Annotated in this window: 19 protein-coding genes; 5 read left to right on the top strand and 14 right to left on the bottom strand. The window is 71.6% G+C overall.

Annotated features, from left to right (window positions below; all coding sequences use genetic code 11):
- Nucleotides 1-19: 19 nt before the first annotated feature.
- The 5 genes from VGJ24_RS04030 to VGJ24_RS04010 form a co-directional block, all read right to left on the bottom strand.
- Entirely contained in the window at nt 20-1,270 is a 1,251-nt protein-coding gene (locus tag VGJ24_RS04030; protein WP_331499207.1) for an MFS transporter, read from the bottom strand.
- A gap of 124 nt (nt 1,271-1,394) precedes the next feature.
- Nucleotides 1,395-2,426, bottom strand: a complete 1,032-nt coding sequence (locus VGJ24_RS04025; RefSeq protein WP_331499206.1) for an SIS domain-containing protein — start codon at nt 2,424-2,426, stop codon at nt 1,395-1,397.
- Between the two features lie 14 nt (nt 2,427-2,440).
- Nucleotides 2,441-2,605, bottom strand: coding sequence for a Trm112 family protein (locus VGJ24_RS04020; protein ID WP_331499205.1), 165 nt, complete (start codon nt 2,603-2,605; stop codon nt 2,441-2,443).
- Nucleotides 2,606-2,610: 5 nt separating this feature from the next.
- Nucleotides 2,611-3,990: a phosphomannomutase/phosphoglucomutase gene (locus tag VGJ24_RS04015; RefSeq protein WP_331499204.1), complete on the bottom strand. Its 1,380-nt coding sequence runs from the start codon at nt 3,988-3,990 to the stop codon at nt 2,611-2,613.
- A 49-nt stretch (nt 3,991-4,039) separates the two neighbouring features.
- Entirely contained in the window at nt 4,040-4,411 is a 372-nt protein-coding gene (locus tag VGJ24_RS04010) for a DUF3499 domain-containing protein (RefSeq protein ID WP_331499203.1), read from the bottom strand.
- Nucleotides 4,412-4,478: 67 nt separating this feature from the next.
- Between VGJ24_RS04010 and VGJ24_RS04005 the strand changes: the two genes are divergently transcribed.
- On the top strand, nt 4,479-4,925 hold the full coding sequence (locus VGJ24_RS04005; protein ID WP_331499202.1) for a metallopeptidase family protein: 447 nt from the start codon (nt 4,479-4,481) through the stop codon (nt 4,923-4,925).
- 2 nt (nt 4,926-4,927) lie between these two features.
- Here the strand turns inward: VGJ24_RS04005 and VGJ24_RS04000 are convergent, their stop codons facing one another.
- The 3 genes from VGJ24_RS04000 to VGJ24_RS03990 form a co-directional block, all read right to left on the bottom strand.
- Complete coding sequence (locus tag VGJ24_RS04000) at nt 4,928-6,352, bottom strand: DUF5719 family protein (RefSeq protein WP_331499201.1); 1,425 nt, start codon at nt 6,350-6,352, stop codon at nt 4,928-4,930.
- Nucleotides 6,349-9,222: a glycosyltransferase family 2 protein gene (locus VGJ24_RS03995; protein WP_331499200.1), complete on the bottom strand. Its 2,874-nt coding sequence runs from the start codon at nt 9,220-9,222 to the stop codon at nt 6,349-6,351. The genes VGJ24_RS04000 and VGJ24_RS03995 overlap by 4 nt, the downstream gene beginning before the upstream one ends.
- A gap of 110 nt (nt 9,223-9,332) precedes the next feature.
- Nucleotides 9,333-9,587 carry a WhiB family transcriptional regulator gene (locus tag VGJ24_RS03990; RefSeq protein WP_331499199.1) on the bottom strand — a complete coding sequence of 85 codons (255 nt, stop codon included), beginning with the start codon at nt 9,585-9,587 and terminating at the stop codon, nt 9,333-9,335.
- Nucleotides 9,588-9,799: 212 nt separating this feature from the next.
- Between VGJ24_RS03990 and cofD the strand changes: the two genes are divergently transcribed.
- Genes cofD through VGJ24_RS03975 form a run of 3 tightly spaced genes read left to right on the top strand, consistent with a single transcriptional unit; the run spans nt 9,800 to nt 12,553 of the window.
- Complete coding sequence (gene cofD / locus VGJ24_RS03985) at nt 9,800-10,795, top strand: 2-phospho-L-lactate transferase (protein ID WP_331499198.1); 996 nt, start codon at nt 9,800-9,802, stop codon at nt 10,793-10,795.
- A complete protein-coding gene (gene cofE / locus VGJ24_RS03980) occupies nt 10,792-11,748 on the top strand; it encodes a coenzyme F420-0:L-glutamate ligase (protein WP_331499197.1) in 957 nt (318 codons plus the stop codon). Before cofD ends, cofE begins: the two co-directional genes overlap by 4 nt.
- Before the next feature lie 43 nt (nt 11,749-11,791).
- The gene (locus VGJ24_RS03975; RefSeq protein ID WP_331499196.1) at nt 11,792-12,553 is read left to right on the top strand and encodes a DUF3105 domain-containing protein; all 762 of its coding nucleotides are present in this window, start codon (nt 11,792-11,794) and stop codon (nt 12,551-12,553) included.
- Between the two features lie 10 nt (nt 12,554-12,563).
- On the opposite strand, the gene VGJ24_RS03970 is transcribed toward VGJ24_RS03975, so the two are convergent.
- A complete protein-coding gene (locus VGJ24_RS03970; RefSeq protein ID WP_331499195.1) occupies nt 12,564-13,637 on the bottom strand; it encodes a mannose-1-phosphate guanylyltransferase in 1,074 nt (357 codons plus the stop codon).
- 46 nt (nt 13,638-13,683) lie between these two features.
- On the opposite strand from VGJ24_RS03970, the gene VGJ24_RS03965 reads away from it, so the two are divergent.
- A complete protein-coding gene (locus tag VGJ24_RS03965) occupies nt 13,684-14,406 on the top strand; it encodes a TIGR03089 family protein (RefSeq protein ID WP_331499194.1) in 723 nt (240 codons plus the stop codon).
- Here the strand turns inward: VGJ24_RS03965 and VGJ24_RS03960 are convergent.
- The 5 genes from VGJ24_RS03960 to VGJ24_RS03940 all read right to left on the bottom strand — a co-directional run.
- On the bottom strand, nt 14,403-17,261 hold the full coding sequence (locus tag VGJ24_RS03960; protein WP_331499193.1) for an FG-GAP-like repeat-containing protein: 2,859 nt from the start codon (nt 17,259-17,261) through the stop codon (nt 14,403-14,405). The genes VGJ24_RS03965 and VGJ24_RS03960 overlap by 4 nt on opposite strands.
- 233 nt (nt 17,262-17,494) lie before the next feature.
- The gene (locus VGJ24_RS03955) at nt 17,495-18,289 is read right to left on the bottom strand and encodes an ABC transporter ATP-binding protein (RefSeq protein ID WP_331499192.1); all 795 of its coding nucleotides are present in this window, start codon (nt 18,287-18,289) and stop codon (nt 17,495-17,497) included.
- Nucleotides 18,286-19,233, bottom strand: a complete 948-nt coding sequence (locus tag VGJ24_RS03950) for an ABC transporter permease (RefSeq protein WP_331499191.1) — start codon at nt 19,231-19,233, stop codon at nt 18,286-18,288. The genes VGJ24_RS03955 and VGJ24_RS03950 overlap by 4 nt, the downstream gene beginning before the upstream one ends.
- Nucleotides 19,234-19,241: 8 nt before the next feature.
- On the bottom strand, nt 19,242-21,227 hold the full coding sequence (locus VGJ24_RS03945; protein WP_331499190.1) for a glycosyltransferase: 1,986 nt from the start codon (nt 21,225-21,227) through the stop codon (nt 19,242-19,244).
- The coding region (locus VGJ24_RS03940) for a UDP-galactopyranose mutase (protein ID WP_331499189.1) at nt 21,220-21,531 on the bottom strand (312 nt) is incomplete at its 5' end. The genes VGJ24_RS03940 and VGJ24_RS03945, both read right to left, overlap by 8 nt.

Below are 21,531 nucleotides of genomic sequence, written 5' to 3'. Positions count from 1 at the left end.
CGACCGCGTTCCGAAGAGGTTAGAACTCGGGTACGCCGACCGAAGAATCCTCGACGCCCCTCGGCGTCCGGTCCGGGAGCCAGCGGACCACGGCGATCGCGACGAGCACGGCCGGGATGCCCAGGAGTGCCACCAGGGTCGGGAAACCGAGCACGTGCGAGCCCAGCGAGAACGCGACGTACACGGCGAGCGCGACGACTTCCTCGATCAGCCCGAGCACGCTGGTGACGGTCGCCCGGGCCGGACCGGTGATGGTGTCCTGGAGCCGGGTCTCACCGACGAGCATGGCGTTGTTGAGCATCCCGTAGCCGACCGCGATCGCGACGAAGCCGAGGTACGGCGTGGCGAGCGCACCGATCGACACCAGGACGGCGCCCACTCCGAGCACGCCGCCCACCACCGGCCCGCCGAACCGGGCGGTCCGGCCGACCATGGCCGTGCCGATCACCTGGCCGAGCACCGTGACGGCGATCAGCAGCGGGACGGTGCTCGTGGCGACCCCGTGGTCGCGGGCCACCAGCGGGAAGTACTCGTCGTACGCCGTGAGGCCCACCATCGTCGCGGCGAGCAGCAGCACCCGGCGGACGTCGGGATGGTGGCGCGACTCCGACAGCCCGGCGCGGAGCATCGCCACGTACGTCGACGCCGCGCGCTCGGTGCCGGCGAGCGCGCCGTCGTCCCCGTCGTGCGGGGCTCGGCGCGCCCGCGCCGAGACCGGCAGCGTCGCGGCCAGGGCACCCTGGCCGACGGCGATCACGACGGAGGTCCAGCCGACCAGGGCGTAGCCGCCGAGGTCGAACAGGATCGCAGCGGACGCGGTGGCCACGAGGTTGGCGACCATGGCGGTCGAGTGTGCCCAGCCGATCAGGCGCGGGTAGCTCTCTTGCGCGCCACGCTCGACCAGCTCGTCGTACACCAAGGACTCGAAGGTGCCCGACATCAGCGCACTCGAGAACCCCCAGCAGACGAAGCCGACGGCGAAGCCGGCGAAGCTCTGCCAGACGGTCCACGAGCCGAAGCCGACGGCGTAGATCGCGGCCGAGAGGACGAGCAGTCGCCGTCGGTCGAAGGTGTCCGCCCAGGCGCCGGACGGCACCTCGCAGACGAACGACGTCAGCGACCAGATGATGAAGAGCAGGGAAATCTGCGCACTGCTCACACCGTGGTCGGCGAACAGCAGTGCGTACACGCTGTAGAGCGGGACGAGGTCCCGCGAGGCGTGGTAGGTCAGCACGCGCGGCACGAAGCCGTCGCGGCGACCCTCGGCCACGAATCAAATGTGTCCGGAGAAGTGCTGCATGAAGGCAGGGTAGACCGCCCGAGCTCACTGAGTCAGCGCACGAAGCAGGCTGCCCGAGCCGCGGTCCGGCTTCAGGCCCGGAGCTCAGCCCGGATCAGTCGTCGACGAGCCCGAGGCGGAGGTACTCCGCGCCGTACCTCCCGCTGAGCACCAGCGACGCGTAGCGGGCGACCTCGGTGGCCGCCTCCGTGGTCACCTGCTCCACCCGTACGCCGTGCGACGCGGCCGCCGCCTGGAGCCGGCCGCGGTCCTCGCTGACGACCGGGTCGTCGGTGCCGTCGTCGAACAGCAGCAGCACGGGCCTGGCGTCCGGCGTGCCCTCGGCGAAGGGGTCGTCGAACACGTCCCGGGGGCGCGCGGCCTCGATCAGCGGCAGCAGGTGCTCGGCGTCGCCCGCGATCGCAGACCGTCCGGACGCCCGCCGGATCGTCTCGGCCACGCGCCGGGCGGCCCGGGCGGCGAGGCTGGAACCGCCCCAGACGATCGGGTTGGTGTCGGCCAGCGCGATCGCGAGCATCTTGCCGGGGTTGATCGCGAGGTCGCGGTGGGGCGAGGAGGCGAGGGCCACGTCGTCGAGCGCCTTCGCGACATCCTCGTGGTCCGCCCGCGGACCGAGACCGACCTGGTCGAGGTACTCCAGCACGACGACGGCGGTGGCCAGCTGGTCGCGGGTGACCGTCGGCACGATCGTCGACCACCGGCCCTCGGCGTGCCGGGACACCAGCGAGCCCTCGGGCGAGGCGACCACGACCTGGCAACCACGCCGCAGGGCCTCGGCGACGGCGCCCGCGGTGGCCCGGTCCGAGCCGTCGGGAGCAAGGACGACGACCAGGTCGAGCCCACCCGCCCAGCCAGGCAGGGCCGAACCCGGCCAGGCAACGAACGGCACCGGGCACCACGGCTCGAGCACGGCACGCAGGAGGCGCGAGTCGGGTCCGGCCGCGATGATCGCGCGAGGTCGAGCGGCGTCGCGCGCGGTGGCGACGGCGGCAGCCACCCCGGCCTCGGACTCCGCGGCCTCACGGCGGACCCGGGCGCCCGACTCCGCGAGCTCGCGCAGGCGGACGTCGGCCGTCGCCAGGGCTGCCTCGTCGTCCAGCCGGGACTCGTCGAACCAGGTGGCCATGGGGGACTCCCGGATCAGGCCGGCTTGCGGGCCTCGTCGACCAGCAGCACCGGGATGTCGTCGCGCACCGGGTAGGCGAGGCCGCACGTCTGGCACACGAGCTCCTCACCGACGGGCTCGAGCGTGCCGTGGTCGTCGGGGCAGCGGATGATCTCCATCAGCTTCGGGTCGAGGTTCATCGGACCTACCTTCTGATCAGGGCAAGCACGTCGTCGCGGACGCGGGCCATGGTCGTGTCGTCGGCGCCTTCGACATTGAGGCGCAGGAGCGGCTCGGTGTTGGACGGACGCACGTTGAACCACCAGTCGTCGGTGGTGACGGTGAGACCGTCGAGGTGGTCGATCTCGGCGCCGGGCGTCGCGTCGTACGCCGCCTCGACGGCCGCGAGCGTCGCCGGCGGGTCGTCGACCTCGGAGTTGATCTCCCCGCTGAGCACGTAGCGCTGGTAGTCGTCGAGCAGTTCCGAGAGCGGGCGGTCGGTGGCGGCGAGGGCGCCGAGCGTGTGCAGCGCGGCGAGCATTCCCGAGTCGGCACGCCAGAAGTCGCGGAAGTAGAAGTGCCCGCTGTGCTCGCCGCCGAAGACGGCGTCGGTCTCGGCCATCGTCGCCTTGATGAAGGAGTGTCCGACCCGCGTACGCACCGGCGTGCCACCCAGCTCGGTGACCAGCTCCGGCACGAAGCGGCTCGTGATCAGGTTGTGGATCACCGACGCGCCCGGCTCCTTGACCAGCTCGCGTGCGGCGATCAGAGCGGTCAGCGTCGACGGTGAGACGGCGCGGCCGACGTCGTCGACCACGAAGCACCGGTCCGCGTCGCCGTCGAAGGCGAGGCCGAGGTCGGCGTTCTCGGCGACGACCCGCTTCTGGAGGTCGACGAGGTTCTCGGGGTCGATCGGGTTGGCCTCGTGGTTCGGGAACGTCCCGTCGAGCTCGAAGTACAACGGCACCAGCTCCACGCCGTCCCCGACGCGCTCGAACACCACCGGCGCGGTCAGGCCCGCCATCCCGTTGCCGGCATCGACGACGACCTTGAGCCGCCGGCCGGTGACCGGAGCGAGTGCGAGGAGATGTGCGGCGTACGCCTCGAGCACGTCGCGCTGCGAGATCGTGCCCGGAGTGCTCGCCGCCGCCGGCTCCGGTCGCGAGACGGCGTCGCGGATCTCGTGCAGACCCGTCTCGGCGCCGACCGGCTGGGCGCCGGCCCGGCACAGCTTGATCCCGTTGTACGACGCGGGGTTGTGGCTCGCGGTGAACATCGCCCCGGGCTGACCGAGGTCGCCGGAGGCGAAGTACAGCTGGTCGGTGGAGGCGAGCCCGATCATCAGCACGTCGGCACCGGAGTCTGCCGCGCCGGCCGCGAAAGCCGCGGCGAGCGCCGGGGAGCTGGGCCGCATGTCGTACCCGACCACGATCGTGGATGCGCCGGTGAGGCGCACGAACGCCTCTCCGGTGCGCCGGCACAGCTCCTCGTCGAGCTGGTCGGGAACCGTGCCACGCACGTCGTACGCCTTGAAGACGGCGTGCGTGTTGGCCCGGTCGGTGGTGGGCCGCTCGGTGGTCGGCACGGGAGGGAGCCTAACGACCCGCCCGCCGGCCGTGCGGGTCAGTCCGGCGTCACTCCGAGGTCAGCATCCGGAGGTGGCCGCGGCGTCCGGTCTCGCGACCGGCGCCCGTCGGCACCGCCTCGTGCGGGGCCCGGGTCGCCTCGACCATCGGCCGTCCCGCTTCGCGTACGGCGTCGGCGAGCGCGAGCAGGTCGTCCGGCGAGGGCGAGCTGGTGCTCGGGTCGGGCGCGAGGCGCAGCACCTCCCACCCACGCGGGGCCGAGAGTCGCTGGCCGTGCGCATCGCAGAGGTCGTACGAGTGCGGCTCGGCGTACGTCGCGAGCGGGCCCACGACGGCCGTCTGGTCGGCGTACACGTAGGTGAGGGTGGTGACCGCGGGACGGTCGCACGCGGTGCGCGAACAACGCCGGCCGTGACTCACGGCGCCGACGGTACCGCCGGGGCGGCGGAACGACGTTGAGGCACGCGGGGCGACTACCCTCGAGCGTGTGAGCACCCCGGGGGCGACCTCCCATCGACTCCGCACCCGCGACCGCCGCGGACGCGGCATGCGCGGCCCGGCCATCGCTCCGGCTCTGCCCGGGCGTCCCGAGCTGCCGACGCGCGGCGAACGGTTCGACGAGCTGGTCCTCGAGACCGTCCGCGACATCGACACCCGCTGGCAGGACCGGCTCGGCCTCGTCGAGTACGCCGTGGAGGACACGCCGCAGCTGCCGGACGACTGGAGCGGCGAGACCGTCCCGCTGGCGTCCCTGGTCCGCGGCCACGGCACGACGCCGACCCGCCTGGTGGTCTTCCGCCGGCCGATCGAGCATCGGTGCGAGACCCGGGCCGAGCTCGAGGCGATGGTGCTGACGGTGCTCGTCGAGCAGGTCGCCGAGCTGCTCGGCATCGACGCCGAGGACGTCGACCCCCGCTACTCGCGCGACGACTGATCTCAGCTGAGCCCGGGCCGGATCTGCGGCACCAGGCCCTGGGTGAGCAGCTCGTGGAGCGGGACGACGGACGCGCCGTCGCCGGTGAGGACGACCGCGCCGCGGATCTGCGTGCCGCGCGGGACGACGCGGAGGAAGGCCGTGCCCTTCGGCAGCGTGACGGCCACGGTGTGGCCCTGCTGCTGACCGACCCGCTTGTCGAGCAGCTTCTGCCCGGACGCGTCGTACGCCGTGACGGAGGCGGCGCCGGCCGAGTCGGCCGAGACGTACAGGGTGGCGGTGACCGGGACGGCGCCGTTGGGTTGCTTGCCGCCCGGGGTCACCGGCAGCAGCGTCGCGGCCTCCTGGCGGATGACCGGATCGGGGACCGTGAACGCCTGGTCGGTGCCGAGGGTGCTGAGCACCGACGCCGTGACCGCTGCGTCCGCCGTCACCTGCACACCCACGGCACCCTCGGCGAGTGGGCCGCCGAGCACCTTCGTCAGCGACACCGAGGTGGTGGAGCCGGCCGGGATGGTCACCGTGTCGAGACCGGCGGGGGTGAAGCTCGTGTCGCCGGTGACGATCTTGACCCGTGCGCGCACGACGTCCTCGCCGGGGTTCGCGATCTGCAGCGATCGGCCGTCCTGGCCGGTCGGCAGCCCGAGCAGCTGGTTGTCGAGCGCGGGAGCGTCCTGGCGAGGAAGCCACTCGCGGCGCACCTTGTGGGTCACCAGATCGGTCCGGCGGTCGAGGACGTGCACCGCGAGCCGGCCGCGGGACACCTGCACCTGCGCGGTGAGCGCCACGCGGCGGGGCACGATGGCGCCCAGATCGAGCGAGACCGTCCGGTGCGCCGGGATCGTGATCCCGTGCAGCTTGCGCACGGTGAAGGACCGCGTGCCGTACAGCGTGATGTCGGCGTCGGCCGGACCGGCGTCGGGGTTGACCAGCTCGATCACCGAGTCGTGGGCGGCACCCGCCCCGATGCCGGTGAACCACTGCTCCGACGACGGGACGCTGCAGTCCTGGGTGGTCAGGGGGGCCGTGCCCGATCGCAGGCCGAGGAGTCCCGGGGCGAGTGCGCCTTCCGCCTTGATCACCGCGGCGTCCTGGCCGGGCAGCTCCGAGGCCGAGCCGGTGCTGACGGGGACCGACGTCTTGTCGGCACCGGACGTGACCGTCACGTCGCCCGACTGACCGCTGGCCGTCGAGAGCCAGCCGTCGGGCGAGCCGGGGGTCGTGGCCGGGCACACCACCGTGGCGTTGGTCAGCCGGGTGAGCGCCGGCGTCTGGGTCTGGTCGTGCACGGGCGGCTGCCGTACCAGGGCGAGCACACCCACGGTGAGCAACGGGATCACCAGCGCCAGTACGCTCACCACGTCGAGGAGCGGCGTACGGCGACGACGGACCACGTCGGCGACGCGGACGCGCTTGCCGGGGCTCATGAGTCGTCCTCCTCGTGGCGCCGACTGGCCCGGAGGGTGGGCAGGCACAGCACCAGGACCACGAGCAGGCCGATGCCCTGGACGCCGAGCAGCACCAGGCGGAGCGGGGAGCTCGGCCCGTCGACGGCGTGCGGATCGACCTCGGTCTCGATCCGCCAGGTGCGGGTGAACTGGCTCTCGGAGCCGGCCTGGCCGAGCCCGTCGGTGGCGTCGAGCCCGGCCGCCACGGATCCGTCGTACGGCGCGGGCAGGACGAGGTAGCGGATGCCGGCCTTGGCCAGATCGTCGACCACCGACGGCGTCGGCCGCGAGACCAGGGCACGCACGTCGGCGGTGAACCGTTCGTCCGGTTCGGAGGCGTAGAGGATCTCGTTCTCGCCCAGCGTGTCTCCGGCCCCGCGCCGGATCGTGTACGTGAGGCCGTTCGCGACGTCGCCACGGATGACCAGGATCCCCGCGGCGGGCTCGGCGGTCGACTCGTCGGTCATGAACGGCGGGATGCCGGTCTGCTCGGTGTTGGCGAGGTCGCCGGGGCCCTGCCAGACGAACCAGCCGAGGCCGACCGCCGGGATGATCGCGGCGACGAGCGCCAGGCCGACCAGCAGCACCTCGTGGTGCTCGCGGCGCGAGCGGCGCAGGATCGTGATCAGCCCCTGGGCGCCGAGCACGCCCGCCAGCACGAAGCAGCCGTGGATCACGACGGTCAGCACCGCGATGCCGGGACGGACCGAGCCGCCGGGCAGCGGCAGCGGGACGAACGACAGCCCGGTGGCGGTGATCGCCGCGACGGCCGCGACCAGCCAGGCGGCCAGCACGGGGATCCGGGTCGCCCGCGGGATGAGCGCCAGGGCGGCCAGCACCACCAGCAACGCCCCGAGCCACCACGGCCCACCGACGCCGGGACCGAACCGGCCGAGCAGGAAGTCGCTGAACGACAACGAGGGGTAGGGCTGGCGACCGGTCTCCATCAGCAGCAGCGAGGCCGCGCCGTGCTGGATCGCGGGCACCCACCACGGGAGAAGCAGCACCGGCGCCACGCCGAGCGTGACCAGGGGCGGACCGAGGACCTCCCGGCCGCGAGGAAGGCTGCGCGTGACGACGGACGCCAACCCGAGGACGACGACGGCGAGCACGAGCGCGAAGACCCACACGACGGGTGCGAACGCCGCGGCGATCGCGAGCAGGAGACCGGTTCGCCACGCCGCGCGCCACCGCCGGTCGTGCTCAGGGTCGCCGAACCCCAGCGCCGCATGTGCCAGGAACGGCAGGATCACGGCCACGGCCACGACACCGATGCGTCCGTCGCCGAACGCTCCGGACGTGACCACGACCAGGGCGTAGCTGACCGCACCCAGGGCGACCAGCCAGCGTGGTGAGCCGCCGGGGTCCACGAGCCGCCCGACCACGCGCAGCAGCCGCCACGAGCCCCAGAGCCCGAGCGGCACGGCCAGCAGCAGGAGAGCGGAGACGGCGGCGGCCGCGCTGTTGGCGAGCACCCAGCCCAGCGCGCCGAGCACCGCGACGTACGCCGGAGCGGGGACGGCGGTGCCGGTGCCGAGCGGGTGCCACGACTCGGTCCACAGGTGCAGGAGCTGGGTGGCGCGGTCCGGCGCCGGAGCCAGGCCGCCGCCGGTGACGCGGCCGAACGCCTCACGGGCACCGAACACGGACAGCACCACGACCACGGCCAGCGCGACCGCGAGTGGGTTGGTGAAGAACCGCGCGACCAGACCGCTGTCCTCCTCGGGCGCGTCCTCGTCGACGACCGGACGCCGGATCGGGACGGGGGCCACCGCGTCCTTCGCGGCCCGGCGCCGGTCGGCGATGTCCTGCGCCTGGTTCGTCGCGGCGGCGACGATGTCGCCCACGAAGTCGAGTCCGTGCCGGTAGGGCACCCACCACGGTGCCAGCAGCGGCCGTGGGTCGTGCCCCTCCGGCGTACGTCGTGCGTGGCGCGCCCGGCGGATCTCGTTGGGACTGAAGTAGACCGAGAACAACGCGGCCAGGTCGTCCAGCGCCTCCCCCGGCGAGCGCACCACGACGAACCCGACCATCCGGATCAGCGTCCCGAAGAACAGCCGCACCACCTGCCAGGGCAGCCGGCGCCCCGGGGAGTTGGCGAGGAGGGTGAACAGGGCGGCGCGCCGCTCCTGGTAGTGCGTATGGCGGCCGGTCAGCGGCGTACGGCGAGCGCCCCGGTGTGCGGCCTCGGCGTGGAAGACGATCGCCTCCGGCACCGCGACGGTCCGATGCCCCCGCTTCGCGGCCCGCCAGCCGAAGTCGATGTCGTTGCCGAAGATCGGGAGGTTGTCGTCGAAGCCGCCGAGCTCGTCGAGCACCCGGCGACGTACCAACATGCCGGCGGTGTTGACCGCGAGCACCTCGCGCACCTCGTCGTGCTGGCCCTGGTCGTACTCGCCGGGCTCGAGCCCGGTCTCGCGCCGGCCGGTCGCGGAGATCGTGACGCCCACCTCGAGCAGGCGCTTGAGGGACGGCCACTCGCGGAGCTTCGGGCCGAGGATGTCGGCCAACGGATCGTCGGCGGCCGCGGCCAGCAGTCGCTCCAGGGCGTCGGGCGCCGGGTTGCTGTCGTCGTGCAGGAGCCAGATCCACTCCGACGCGTCGGCGTCCTCGGCCGGTACCTGCTCCAGACCAGTGCGCACCGCCTCGGGGTACGCCGCGCGTCCGGTCAGCGTGACGACCTCGTCGAAGGCATCGAGGAGGAGGTCGGGGCTCTCGTCCCGGCTACCGGTGTCGACCGCGACGACCCCGCTCACCGGAGTGGTCTGCGCGCGGAGGCCGTCGATGACGGCCGGAAGCCACCGGGCTCCGTCGTGGCTGACGAGAAGAGCCACGACTGCCGAATCCACGGTCGCTCACCCTAGCGGCGGCCCGGAAGGCCCCCGCATTCGTGGGCGGGGTGAGCCGAGTCACCACCCCGCCGTCACTCTCGCGACCTGTCGGAACAGGCCGGGAGAGATCAGACTGCGCGCTTCTTGAGCTTGCGGCGTTCCCGCTCGGAGAGCCCGCCCCAGATGCCGAAGCGCTCGTCGTTCATCAAGGCGTACTCGAGGCATTCGCCCCGCACCTCGCACGTCAGGCAGACCTTCTTGGCCTCCCTGGTCGAGCCGCCCTTCTCGGGGAAGAACGCCTCTGGGTCGGTCTGTGCGCAGAGTGCGCGCTCCTGCCAACCCGCTTCCTCGGCGTCCGCGTCGAGGAGAAACAGTTCCCTCACGGTTCTCGCCCTTTCGACCCTGTGTTGATCGACCCTGTGTCGGTGATGGTCTGCTACTCGGCTCGGACGCCCATACCGTCCGAAGAACACTGTGGGAATTACACGCCTGTCGTACACCGGAAGTCAAGGCGGGATCTGGTATTGGCATTCCGCTGCGGAGGCGGCGCAGACCCGCTAGCATCCCGCGCTCTCGAGTGCGGCAGGCTACCCACATGCACCAGATCACCGTGCTCTCGGGGGGAGTCGGCGGCGCGACGTTCCTGACCGGTCTCCTGCACGGCGTACGCCGCGGCGAGCTGGCCGGCATCGACCCCGACGCCGAGGTGACCGTGGTCGCCAACACCGCCGACGACATCTGGCTGCACGGGCTCAAGGTCTGTCCCGACCTCGACACGGTGATGTACACCCTCGGCGACGGCATCGACCACGAGCGAGGCTGGGGCCGGCGCGACGAGACCTGGAACGCCAAGGAGGAGCTGGCGGCGTACGCCGTGGAGCCCACGTGGTTCGGGCTCGGCGACCGTGACCTCGCCACCCACCTGGTGCGCACTCGGATGCTCGACGCCGGGTTCCCCCTCTCGCAGGTCACCGAGGCGCTCTGCCGCCGGTGGCAGCCGGATGTCCGCTTGCTGCCGATGACCGACGACCGGGTCGAGACCCACGTCGCGATCGCCGATCCCGACAGTCCGAGCGGTCGGCGGGTCGTGCACTTCCAGGAGTACTGGGTGCGGTTGCACGCCGAGGTCCCGGCCGAGACGGTGATCGTGGTGGGGCTCGAGGACTCCTCGCCCGCCCCGGGCGTGATCGACGCGATCACCGACGCGGACCTGGTGATCGTCCCTCCGAGCAACCCCGTGGTCAGCGTCGGGACGATCCTCGGCGTCCCCCGCGTGCGAGAGGCGGTGACGACGACGCGGGCGCCGGTCGTCGGCCTCTCCCCCATCATCGGCGGCACCCACGTGCGCGGGATGGCGCACCAGATGCTCACCTCGATCGGGGTCGAGGTCAGCGCCGGCGCCGTCGCCCTCCACTACGGCGCGCGGTCTGCCGGCGGAGTGCTGGACGGCTGGCTGGTCGACAACACGGACGGGTCCGAGGTGGCGCGGGTGCGCGACGCCGGCATCGCCTGCGAGGCGGTGCCGCTGCTGATGACCTCGCCCGACGCCACCGTCGAGATGGCCGCGGCCGCCGTCCGCCTCGTCTCGTGATCTCGATCTGGGCGCCGGACGGCGTCGGCGAGATCCGCCGCGGCGACGACCTCCTCGACCACCTGCTGGCAGCACCGTCGGGGGTCGAGCTCGTCGACGGCGACGTGGTCTGCGTGACCAGCAAGGTGGTGAGCAAGGCCGAGGGCCGGGTCGAGGTGGGCGACCGGGACGAGGCGATCGTGCGTGAGACGCGACGCCTCGTGGCTCGCCGCGGCCCGCTCTCGATCGTGGTCAACCGGCTCGGCCTCACCATCGCCGCGGCCGGTGTCGACGCCTCGAACGTCGAGCCGGGTCGCGTGCTCCTGCTCCCGGAGGACCCCGATGCCACCGCTCGGACGCTGCGGGCAGGTCTCGCCGACCGGGCGGCGGTGAACGTCGCGGTCCTCGTGACCGACACCGCGGGCCGGGCGTGGCGCGAGGGCCAGACCGACCTCGCCATCGGGGCGGCCGGACTTCGCGTCCTCGACGACCACGCGGGCCGGGTCGACCACTACGGCAACGCACTCGCGGTGACCGCACCCGCGGTCGCCGACGAGCTGGCCGGGGCCGCGGAGCTGGCCGCGGGCAAGCTCGGCCGCCGGCCGTTCGTGGTGATCCGCGGTCGTGGCGACCTGGTCCTCTCCCCCGGCGACCACGGGCCTGGCGCAGCGGCGCTGCTGCGGCCCGAGGGCGCCGACCTGTTCGGGCTGGGCTCGCGCGAGGCCGTGGCGACCGCGTTGCGGCAGGACGCGGACGCCCAACGGGTGTTCGGGACACCCGTGGACGCCGCTGCGCTGTGCGACCTCCTGACCGACCTGACCGGTGCCGACGTACGCCTCGCCGAGGGAGACGTGGCGGTCGTGTCCGCCGATCCCAGGGCGTACTGGGTCGCCGAGGTCGCGGCCTACGCACACGGCTGGGTGGTGGCCGAGCGCGATCCGTCGCGAATTCGGTTGCGACCGGCCACTCCGTAGAATCTGCGCACTCCACCCGTCCGGCCGGAACGAAGAGAGATCCATGGCCAAGTCGTCCAAGTCGTCGAGGACCGTCCGCAACGAGCGGCAGAAGGTCGTCGAGCAGATGCGCGCTCAGCAGAAGGCTGCCGAGCGCCGGCGCGGGCAGGCGATCGTTGCCATCTGCGTGTTCGTCGCGGTCGCCATCATCGTGGCCGCGGCGTGGGGTCCGATGGTGGACCACTTCCGCACCGCGAAGTACGCCAACAAGGCGCTCGAAGAGATCGGCGCGCCGGCGAGTGTCTGCCTGAAGCCGACCACCAAGCCCGCGACCGGCAACCAGGAGCACCTCCCCGACGGCTCGCCGATCAGCTACCCGGACAATCCGCCGGCCTTCGGCAAGCACTACATCGACCCCGACCCGATGGCGCGGAAGTTCTACACCGCGCAGGACCGGCCGCCCCTCGGCACGCTCGTGCACAACGAGGAGCACGGCTACTCGATCCTCTGGTACGACGACAGCGTCGCGGGCAGCTCGACCCAGATGAGCCAGATCCGGGCGATCGCCGACAAGTTCGCCGGCACCACGGACCTGCGCCACAAGTTCAAGGCCGTGCCCTGGACCGCCGACGACGGCAATGCCTTCCCGGACGGTCGGCACATCGCCTTCACCCACTGGTCGGTGGGCGGCACGCAGAACGCCGCATCCGGCCAGGCCAAGCAGGTCGGCGTCTGGCAGTACTGCTCGTCGGTCTCCGGCGCCGCCCTCAAGACCTTCATGACCGACTACCCGTTCAGCGACTCCCCCGAGCCGAACGGGGTCTGACCCGGATCGCTCAGCTCAGGTCTGCGCGACCCGCGTCGCGGAGCCGGTCGACCAGGGCCTTGACGTCCTGGGCCCGGTCGCGGGTCGTGACCAGTACCGCGTCCGGCGTGTCCACCACCACGACGTCGTCGACCCCGACCAGGGCGACGAGGCGTCCGCTGCGCGGCACGACCAGGCCGGTGCTCTCCTCGGCGAGTACGTCTGCCGGGTCACCGAGCACCCGGAGGTCATCGCCGCCGAGCACGGCGGCCAGCGAGTGGAAGTCCCCGATGTCGTCCCAGCCGAGGTCGGCCGGCACCGTGGCGACCCGGCCCTCCGCCGCCGCGGGTTCGGCGACGGCGTGGTCGATGGCGATCCTGGTCAGGGTCGACCAGACGTCGTCGAGCCGGCCGGGTTCGGCCGCGATCTGGCGAAGACCGGCGGCGAGGTCGGGGTGCCAGGAGGCCAGCAGGTCGAGAAGGACGGTCGGCCGGACGACGAACATCCCGGCGTTCCAGCGGTAGTCGCCCGACCCGACGTACGACCGAGCGAGCTCGGCGCCCGGCTTCTCCACGAACTCCTCGACGACGTAGGCGCCCGCGTGCTCGTCGAGCTCGCCGCCCTGTCGGAGGTATCCGAACGCCGTGGACGGCTGCCTCGGCTCGATGCCGATCGTGACCAGCCAGCCGTCGCGCGCGACCTCGGCGGCCACGGTCACCGCCCGCTCCAGGGCCGCGGGGTCCCGTACGACGTGGTCGGCGGCGAACGAGCCCATCACCGCGTCCGGGTCGAGGCGCTCGAGGATCGCCGCGGCCAGGCCGATCGCGGCCATCGAGTCGCGAGGCGACGGCTCGCCGACCACCCGGTCGGCGGGGACCTCGGGCAGCTGCTCGACGACCCGGTCGCGGTGCCGCTCGCCGGTCACCACGAGCAGCCGGTCGCCCGCCAACGGCGCGAGCCGATCGGCGGTCTCTTGGAGGAGCGACCGGCCGCTGCCGGTGAGGTCGTGCAGGAACTTCGGCGAGTCCGACCGGGACAGCGGCCACAACCGGGTCCCCGAGCCGCCGGCCGGGACCACGGCCCAGAAGTGCTCGATGGCAGGCATGGGCGCCACCCTAGGGGTGGTCCGGCGCCCGTAGGGTGACCTGGCGATGACGACGTTCCCGCAGGTCCTGTCCCGGCTGCTGACCGCCGATCCCGGACGCCCGCTGGTCACGTTCTACGACGACGCGACGGGAGAGCGCACCGAGCTGTCGGTGACCACCTGGGCGAACTGGGTCGCCAAGGTCTCCTCGCTGCTCGCCGACGGGCTGGACGTCGAGCACGGCAGCCGGCTGCTGGTCGACCTGCCGGCCCATTGGTTCGGCACCGTCGTGCTCGGGGCCGGATGGGCATGCGGGTTCGAGGTGGTGTGGGACGGCGACGCCGATGTCGTCGTCACCGGTCCCGAAGGACTCGAGCGCTGGGCGGGCGAGGCGCATCGCATCCCCGTGGTGGCGTCGGCGCTGCAGCCGCTGGCGGGGCGCTTCGCGGACGGCGTACCCGGCGGTGTGCACGACCTCGGCGTCGAGGTGTGGTCGCAGCCGGACGCGTTCGTCGCGTTCCCCGAGCCCGCCGACGACGATCCCGCGGTCGCCGGCACCACCCAGGCAGAGCTGTGGGGGTCGGCCGCCGCCGGTGATCAGCTCACCGACGGCGACCGCCTCCTCTCGGAGGCGAATCCGGCTTCCCCTTCCGGTCTCGCCTCCCTCACCGAGCCGCTGGTGCGCAGCGGCTCTCTGGTCCTGGTCACCCACGCATCACCCGAGCGGCTTGAGCGGATCGCGGTCGACGAGCGGGTGACCGGCCGCTTCGCACCCGCAGGCGGTGCCTAGCTCGCCAGGTCGTAGCCCCCGAACCCTCCGCCGAGGTAGACCGGCGCCTTGAAGCCGGTGCCGGTCCCGGGCAGCGCGTACAACCGACCCGTGTGCTTCTGTCGGACGATCAGGTCGGGATGACCGGTCAGCTGGAGGTCGCTGATCCCGATCGTCCAGTCGTACGGCGAGAGGTCGACCGGGAGCCTCGACGGCGCATGGAGTCCACCCGGGCCGTTGCCGTGCAGGAGCGTGACCGTGCCGCCGCGACGGAGCAGGCTGTCGGGGGCGCCGTCGGCGTCCCAGCGGCCGACGCCGATCGGGGTGCCGATGCTGATGGTGCCGTAGACGGGGTAGGACTTCTTGAAACCGGCCAGACCCTTCCCGGGGAACACGGTCAGCACGCCCTTGCGGGGCTGCCCGATCAGGTCCGGATAGCCGTCGCCGGTCATGTCCCCGACCGCGGTCAGCCTGCCGACCGTGCCGAACCCCTTGGCGAGCACCTTGGTCCGGGCGAGGTGGCCGTGCCCGTCGCCGCGCCACAGCACGAGGTTGCCGTTGCGGGTCTGACGGGTGACCACGTCGCCGTACCCGTCGCGGTCCCAGTCGCCGGCCACCAGAATCTTGTCGGCACCGGAGAGATCGGCACGGGTGTCGATCGGCCTGCCGAGGTTGAACCCGCCCGGGTTGACCCAGGCCTCGACCCGGCCGCCGTCGAGGGCGACGACGTCCGGCGCCCTGCTTCCGGCCAGGTTGCCGAGGGCCAGACGCCCGGCGTTCGCGAAGCGCGTGATCGGTCCGAGCTTGCGCCCGAAGGTCCCGGTCCCCTGGCCGGGCAGGACGTAGGTGTCTCCGGTCTTGCGCTCGCGCACCAGCAGGTCGTTGCGTCCGTCGCGGCTGATGTCGCCCGCGCCGGCGACCACGTCGTACTGGCCGAAGCGGCCGGGGATGCGCACCCCCTTCGCGAACGACGCGTCGCCGCGCCCGGCATACAGCCAGAGGTGGCCCGCAGCGTCGCGGGCGACCAGGTCGTCGTGGCCGTCGCCGTTGAGGTCACCGGCGCCGGTGATCAGGTTGAACGAGCCCCACCAGCGGCCACTGGTCGTGCGATCGAAACCACCGCTCGCCTTCTGCAAGAACACCTTGAGCGCGCCGGTGGCCGGGTTGCGGGCGGCCAGGTCGTTGCGACCGTCGCCGTTGAGGTCACCCGGAGCCATCACCTGGTCGAGGCCCCGGAACGCCGTGATCACCTTGGTCGCGGCGCCGAAGGTGCCCGTGGCCGTGCCCGGACGCAACGCCAGGCTGCCGTCCGCCTGGCGGACGACCAGGTCGCTGCGGCCGTCGCCGGTGAGGTCGGGCGAGACCGCGACCTGCGTGGCACCGGAGACTCCGGAGGCGACCGTGGTCGCGGCCGGGAAGTGGATCAGTCCCCCGGTCGGGACGACGAAGCCCTCGCCGTCGCTCGCACGTCGTACGACGATGTCGGGCGCTGGTGTGGACGCCAGGTTGGACTCCAGCTGCCGGCCGGACCAGCCGCGCTGGGCGGCGGCGGCCAGCCGCCGGATCGTCGGGATCTTGCGGTAGAGGTACTGGCCCGGACACAGGGTCGACGCCGCGTCGCGGTGGCCGTTGATGGCCTCGAACCACCTCTTGGTGACCCACTGGTGGGTCGACGCGGCATCGACGCCGTGCAGCGAGAGCTTCCAGGCGAACAGCGCGGCGTACGCCTGGATCATCGCCTTGCCGGGTTTGGCGATCTGGTAGTTGCCGATCGCCGAGGCGGCGAAGGAGTCGTCGTTGTAGCCGAGGGTGTGCGCACCGACGACTGGGCGGTCGACCCCGCCGTACCGGCCCTCCCAGATCCGCCCGAAGCGGTCGATCAGGTAGTTGTAGCCGATGTCGCTCCAGCCGCGGGACTTCACGTGGTACGCGTAGATGCTGCGCAGCAGGGCGGGCACCTCGGCGCGCGTGTAGTCGTTGGCGTTCACCGTGTGGTGCACGAAGCCCGCGTGGACGTCGCCGTAGTGCAGCGAGGACTTGCCGCGGATCTTCTCGTCGGCCCCCCACTGCTTGCGGGAGTAGATCACCGGCTGGGGCGTGAACGCCGCGGCGGCGAGGGCGGCGGTGTCATCGGCTCCGGAGCTCGTGGACGTGGTGGGTGTGGCGCCCAGGGCGGTCGCCGCGCGGTAGACCGAGTCGCTGCCGTCGTGGCCGTCCATCGTGCTGGTGTCGATCGCGGCCCGCTCCTCCGCGGAGTGGCGGGCGTGTCCGGGGGCGATCACGGCGAGCTTCATGTCCGGCGGCAGCGCCTGCCTCGAGACGACCCGCACCTGCACGTCACCGACCCTGCCGACGAGCACCGGGTCGGTGCCCGGGCGGGCATGGCGCGCCTCGGCCGAGCCGGGATCGGGGCCGTGGTCGGGGTCGTAGGGCACCGCGGTCCACGGGGTCCAGCCGCCGTCGGTGCGGGTGCGCGCCTTGACGTGTAGGCCCGACTCGGGGATCGAGACGCCGTGGGCCCAGGTCACGCCCACCTCGCCGAAGCCGGTCACTTTCTGGGGCGTGGTGGTCAGCGTGCTCGAGCCGTGCTCCGGCACCACCCGGGCGGAGAGCGTGGGGATCGCGCGGCCGGCGGTGGTGGTCGGCGACGTCAGCTGAACCTCGCGCACGTGAGACCTCACCGGGGCCGTGGGGACCTTCGACTCCATGACCGCCTCGGCGGTGTACGCCGCGAGCGCCGCCGTCCCAGGGCTGACCGCCGTGCTGCCGGTCCCCGTCGGGCCGGTTCCCACGACGTCCAGGGTGACCACGCTGGCGGCCGGGGTGAGCGCAGCAAGGACCACGCCGAGCGCCAGCAGCTGCTGGCAAGCCGTCACGAAACGGCTTCGGTTCGGGGACACTCGCTGCTCCAGCTGTGTGGGGGAAGGAGTCACACGGGCAGCAAGTTTCACACTGGTCACACGGGGTGGAAAGAAGTTCTGAGTAACTACAAACCTGTAATTTCCACCCGACACGCCGACGGAGCGAGATCGTCTCGGCTCTCCCGGCGGCCCACGTGGTGCGCCCACCCGGCCAACCCGCGACACCGACAACCGACGCGCGGACCGCGTCAGATATCCGCCCCCATCTCCTCGTCCATCTCGTCCTCGGTCTCGAGGGGGTTCTCCTCGTCGTCATCGTCGTAGTGGAGGAACTTGATGCCCTCGTCGACGGGGCCGTCGAAGGCGAGGGTCCCTTTCTCGAGCACCAGGACGCGGTCGCACATCTTGCGGACGCTGCCGGCAGCGTGACTGACATAGAAGAGGGTGGTGCCGCTGTCGCGGACCTCCTGCATCTTGGCCATGCACTTGCGCTTGAACGGTCGGTCGCCCACGGCGAGCACCTCGTCGGCCAGGAAGATGTCGGCGTCCACATGGATGGCGACGGCGAAGCCGAGCCGGGCGAACATGCCGGACGAGTAGTGACCGACCGGGGAGTCGAGGAAGCGGCCGATGTCGGCGAACTCGACGATGTCGTCGAACTTGCGCGCCGTCTCGGCCTCGCTCATGCCGAGGATCGCGGCGTTCAGGTAGACGTTGTCGCGTCCGGTCAGCTGGGGATGGAAGCCGGCGCCGGTCGCGATCAGGCCGGCGATGCGCCCGCGGGTCAGCACCTTCCCCCGGTCGGGCCGCATGATCCCGTTGATCATCTTCAGCAGGGTGCTCTTGCCGGATCCGTTGAGGCCCATCAGGCCGATGGACTCCCCCTGCTGGACGGTGAACGACACGTCGTTGACGGCCAGGAACGAGTCGGACATGTCCTGCTGGCGCGCCATCGCGACGCTCATCTGCTTGAGCGTGCGGTGGTAGCGCAGGGTGAACGTCTTCGACACGTGTCGGACGACGATCGACCGGTGGTCGCTCACAGCAGGCGCTCCGGGATACGGCGCTCGAGGCGCGTGAACGTCGACTGCGCGACCGCGAGGACGACCAGGCTGATCAGCAACGCCCGGATCGACAGCCAGAACAGGTTGTCCGGCATGTCGATGGCGGCGGTGCGTGCGGGGTGGTTCGTGGCCCCGACCCAGAACGCGCGCTGGAAGTCGAGCACGGCCTCGGTGATGGGGTTCAGGAGGTAGAGGGTGGTGTGGCCGTGGAAGCGCTTGGCGACCAGGACGTACGGGTACATCATCGGCACGCCGAAGCGGACGAAGTTGCTGAGCACGTTCACGGCGTTCTGGACGTCGCGGAGGAAGACGTTGGCGGCGCTGAACATCAGTGCCAGTGCGGTCCCCAGCGTCATGCTGATCAGCAGGCCGATCACGCCGAGCACCAGCCCCTCGGGGTCGGGTCGCCAGCCCGAGATCGTCGTGGCGACCAATAGGATCACCAGCTGCGGGACGACGTGGAACAGCGAGACCAGCATCGAGGCGACCGGGAACATCTCCCGTGGCACGGCCATCTTCTGCACCAGGGACTTGTTGCGCACGATCGACCGCGTGCCGGCGTTCATGGTCTCGGTGAAGAAGTGGACCACGATCAGGCCGGCGAAGACGTGGATCGCGAACGCCTCGGTTCGTTGGGCCCGGCCGAAGAGGATGCCCATCACGAAGTAGTAGATGAAGAACTGGCTCAGCGGGTTGACGTAGGACCAGAGCAGGCCGAGCACCGATCCCTGGTAGCGGGCGGCGATCTCACGGCGTACCAGCAGGCTGAGGATGTAGCGGTGCTGGAACACCTCGAGCAGCCCCTGCTCCGACCAGGGGGGACGAAGTGGCGCACGTACCCGGCGCAAGCGCTGAGGCGTTGCGGGGTCGATCACGGGGTCGATCACAGGGTCGGTCACGGGGTCGGTCACGGGGTCGGTCACGGGGTCGGTCACTTGTCGGGTTCGGTCCACGGGCGGAACGTCTCCTCCCACGCCTCCGGCGAGGTGATCTCCCCCAGGGCGTCGCGGTAGCGGGCCGCGAGGTCGTCCCACTCGCGCCGCAGTCGCAGGTGGATGTCGACGCTGCGCCGGAGCAGGTCGCGGTAGTGCTGCGGGTCGCGGCGGTAGAGCGCCGCGGCGGTGCCGTCGGGCATCGAGACCACGGCCGAGTCGTGCCCGGCGAGGCGGTACCACTTGTTGTCCATGCCGGCGACCTCCGTCTCCGGGAACTCCTCGGCCATGGGCCGGACCTTGGTCAGCTGGCGCACGGGCGCCAGGGCCGCCGTGATCAGCAACGAGAGCTTGCGCGGCACCTCGTTCTCGTCCTTGCCGCGACGCGGCGGCTTGGTACGTCGTACCTCGGGGAACGCCTCGCGGTCAGCCTCCAGCACCGCGTCGGTCCACTGCTTGCGGAAGGCGTTGACCTCGGCGAGCTTCGTCGGCAGCTCCCGGTGCAGCATCTCCGGGCCGGCGAGCACGTCCTCGATCGCCTTGTGCCGTAGCTCGGCGGTGGAGTACTGCATCGCGACCAGGTGCTTGAGCGTGTGGGCGAAGGACTCGCGCACCAGCGAGCCACCCCCCGGGTATGGCGAGTGCAGCAGCGCCGCGATCAGCCGGTTGCGGTGGTGGAAGTAGGCCTGCCAGTCCAGGGCGTCGTTCTTGTCTGTCCAGGGGATGTGCCAGACGGCGGCGCCCGGGAAGGTCACCGTCGGGTAGCCCGCCTCTGATGCACGAAGCCCGAACTCGCTGTCGTCCCACTTGATGAAGATCGGCAGCGACAGCCCGATCTCCCGGAGCGTCTGCAGCGGGATCACGCACATGAACCAGCCGTTGAAGTCGACGTCGATGCGGCGGTGCAGCCAGCGTGCGGAGCGCAGGTTGCGGGCGGCGAAGTCCCAGTCGTTGAGCACGGTCTCGGGCGAGCGCCACCAGAATTTGTAGCGCTGCACGATCTCGCCGAACGAGTGCAGCACCGACCGGTCGTAGATGCTGAACATGTGGCCGCCGACGATGGTGGGCCGCTTGGCCAGGTCGGCGAACGTGACGGCGCGGATGATGCTCTCCGGCTCGCAGATCACGTCGTCGTCCATCATCATCGCGTACGTCGCGGTGCCCTTGCGGACCGCTTCGTACTGACCGCGGGCGTAGCCGCCCGAGCCGCCGAGATTGCCCTGCTCGAGCACGCGGAGCTTGTCGCCGAGCGCCTCCTGCGCGCCCGGGAACTCGGAGGACTCGACCACCTTCTGGGTGCCCTGCTCCATGACGAGCACCTCGTCGAGGATCTCGTGCAGGCCGCGGTCACCGCCGAGCTGCGCCAGGAGCTTGCCGCAGAAGTCGGGCCGGTTCATCGTGGTGATCGCGATCGTGAGGCGGCCCGGATGGAGGCGGTCGTCGGGCACCTCGGCGTCCCAGACCGCCTCGACGCCGACCGGCTCCTCGCCGGCCACCACGTCGTACCAGTACCAGCCCCCGTCGACGAACGGCTTGAGCGGCAGGTCGAAGGTGAACTCGCCCTTGGCATCGGCGCCGGTGCTCGCGGAGTCGACCCGCTGCGAGCGGCCGTTCGCCATCGAGCGATAGACCGTGACCGCCGCGCCGGCTCCGGTCAGCGCCACCGTGAGTCGTACGTCGTCGACGACGGTCCAGCGCCGCCAGTAGCCGGCCGGGAACGCGTTGAAGTACGTGCCGAAGGAGAGGTCCTCCCCCGGCTCGAGGCGTACGGCGTACCGGCCGGTGATCTGGTCGGGGTGGATGGTGTGGCCCGAGGAGATCGACTGCCGGATCTGCGCGGCGTTGATGTCCTTGGCGCCCTGGTTGCCGCCGACGACGTACTTGTCGGCGTCGAGCACGGCCGCGTCGGGATCGACGTACAGGGGCAGGACGTCGACATCCTTGTCGCCGGGCAGCACCAGTCGCTGCAGGACACGTCTACTCATCGACCCCTCCGGAGGTCAGCTCGGCGCCGTCACCGAAGTGCGGGCGGAGCTTGTTGTCGAACATCGACAGCGCAGAGCCGATGGCCATGTGCATGTCGAGGTACTTGTAGGTGCCGAGGCGACCGCCGAAGAGCACCATCGGCTCCTGCTTGGCCAGCTCGCGATACCTCAACAGCGTGGCACGGTCCTCGGCGGTGTTGATCGGGTAGTAGGGCTCGTCGCCCTCGTCGGCGAACCGGCTGTACTCGTGCACGATCACGGTCTTGCCCGGGATGTAGGTGCGCTCGGGGTGGAAATGCTTGAA

Origin of the sequence: Nocardioides sp. (assembly GCF_036493135.1) — a bacterium.
Taxonomy (GTDB): Bacteria; Actinomycetota; Actinomycetes; order Propionibacteriales; family Nocardioidaceae; genus Nocardioides.
This window is presented reverse-complemented; position numbering and strand designations above follow the sequence as displayed.

What these genes read in the sequence shown, in the direction of transcription:
- VGJ24_RS04025 (WP_331499206.1), bottom strand. Translation starts at nt 2,426, where the DNA reads ATGGCCACCTGGTTCGACGAGTCCCGGCTGGACGACGAGGCAGCCCTG.
- VGJ24_RS04020 (WP_331499205.1), bottom strand. Translation starts at nt 2,605, where the DNA reads ATGAACCTCGACCCGAAGCTGATGGAGATCATCCGCTGCCCCGACGAC.
- VGJ24_RS04000 (WP_331499201.1), bottom strand. Translation starts at nt 6,352, where the DNA reads ATGAGCCCCGGCAAGCGCGTCCGCGTCGCCGACGTGGTCCGTCGTCGC.
- cofD (WP_331499198.1), top strand. Translation starts at nt 9,800, where the DNA reads ATGCACCAGATCACCGTGCTCTCGGGGGGAGTCGGCGGCGCGACGTTC.
- VGJ24_RS03975 (WP_331499196.1), top strand. Translation starts at nt 11,792, where the DNA reads ATGGCCAAGTCGTCCAAGTCGTCGAGGACCGTCCGCAACGAGCGGCAG.
- VGJ24_RS03970 (WP_331499195.1), bottom strand. Translation starts at nt 13,637, where the DNA reads ATGCCTGCCATCGAGCACTTCTGGGCCGTGGTCCCGGCCGGCGGCTCG.
- VGJ24_RS03965 (WP_331499194.1), top strand. Translation starts at nt 13,684, where the DNA reads ATGACGACGTTCCCGCAGGTCCTGTCCCGGCTGCTGACCGCCGATCCC.
- VGJ24_RS03945 (WP_331499190.1), bottom strand. Translation starts at nt 21,227, where the DNA reads ATGAGTAGACGTGTCCTGCAGCGACTGGTGCTGCCCGGCGACAAGGAT.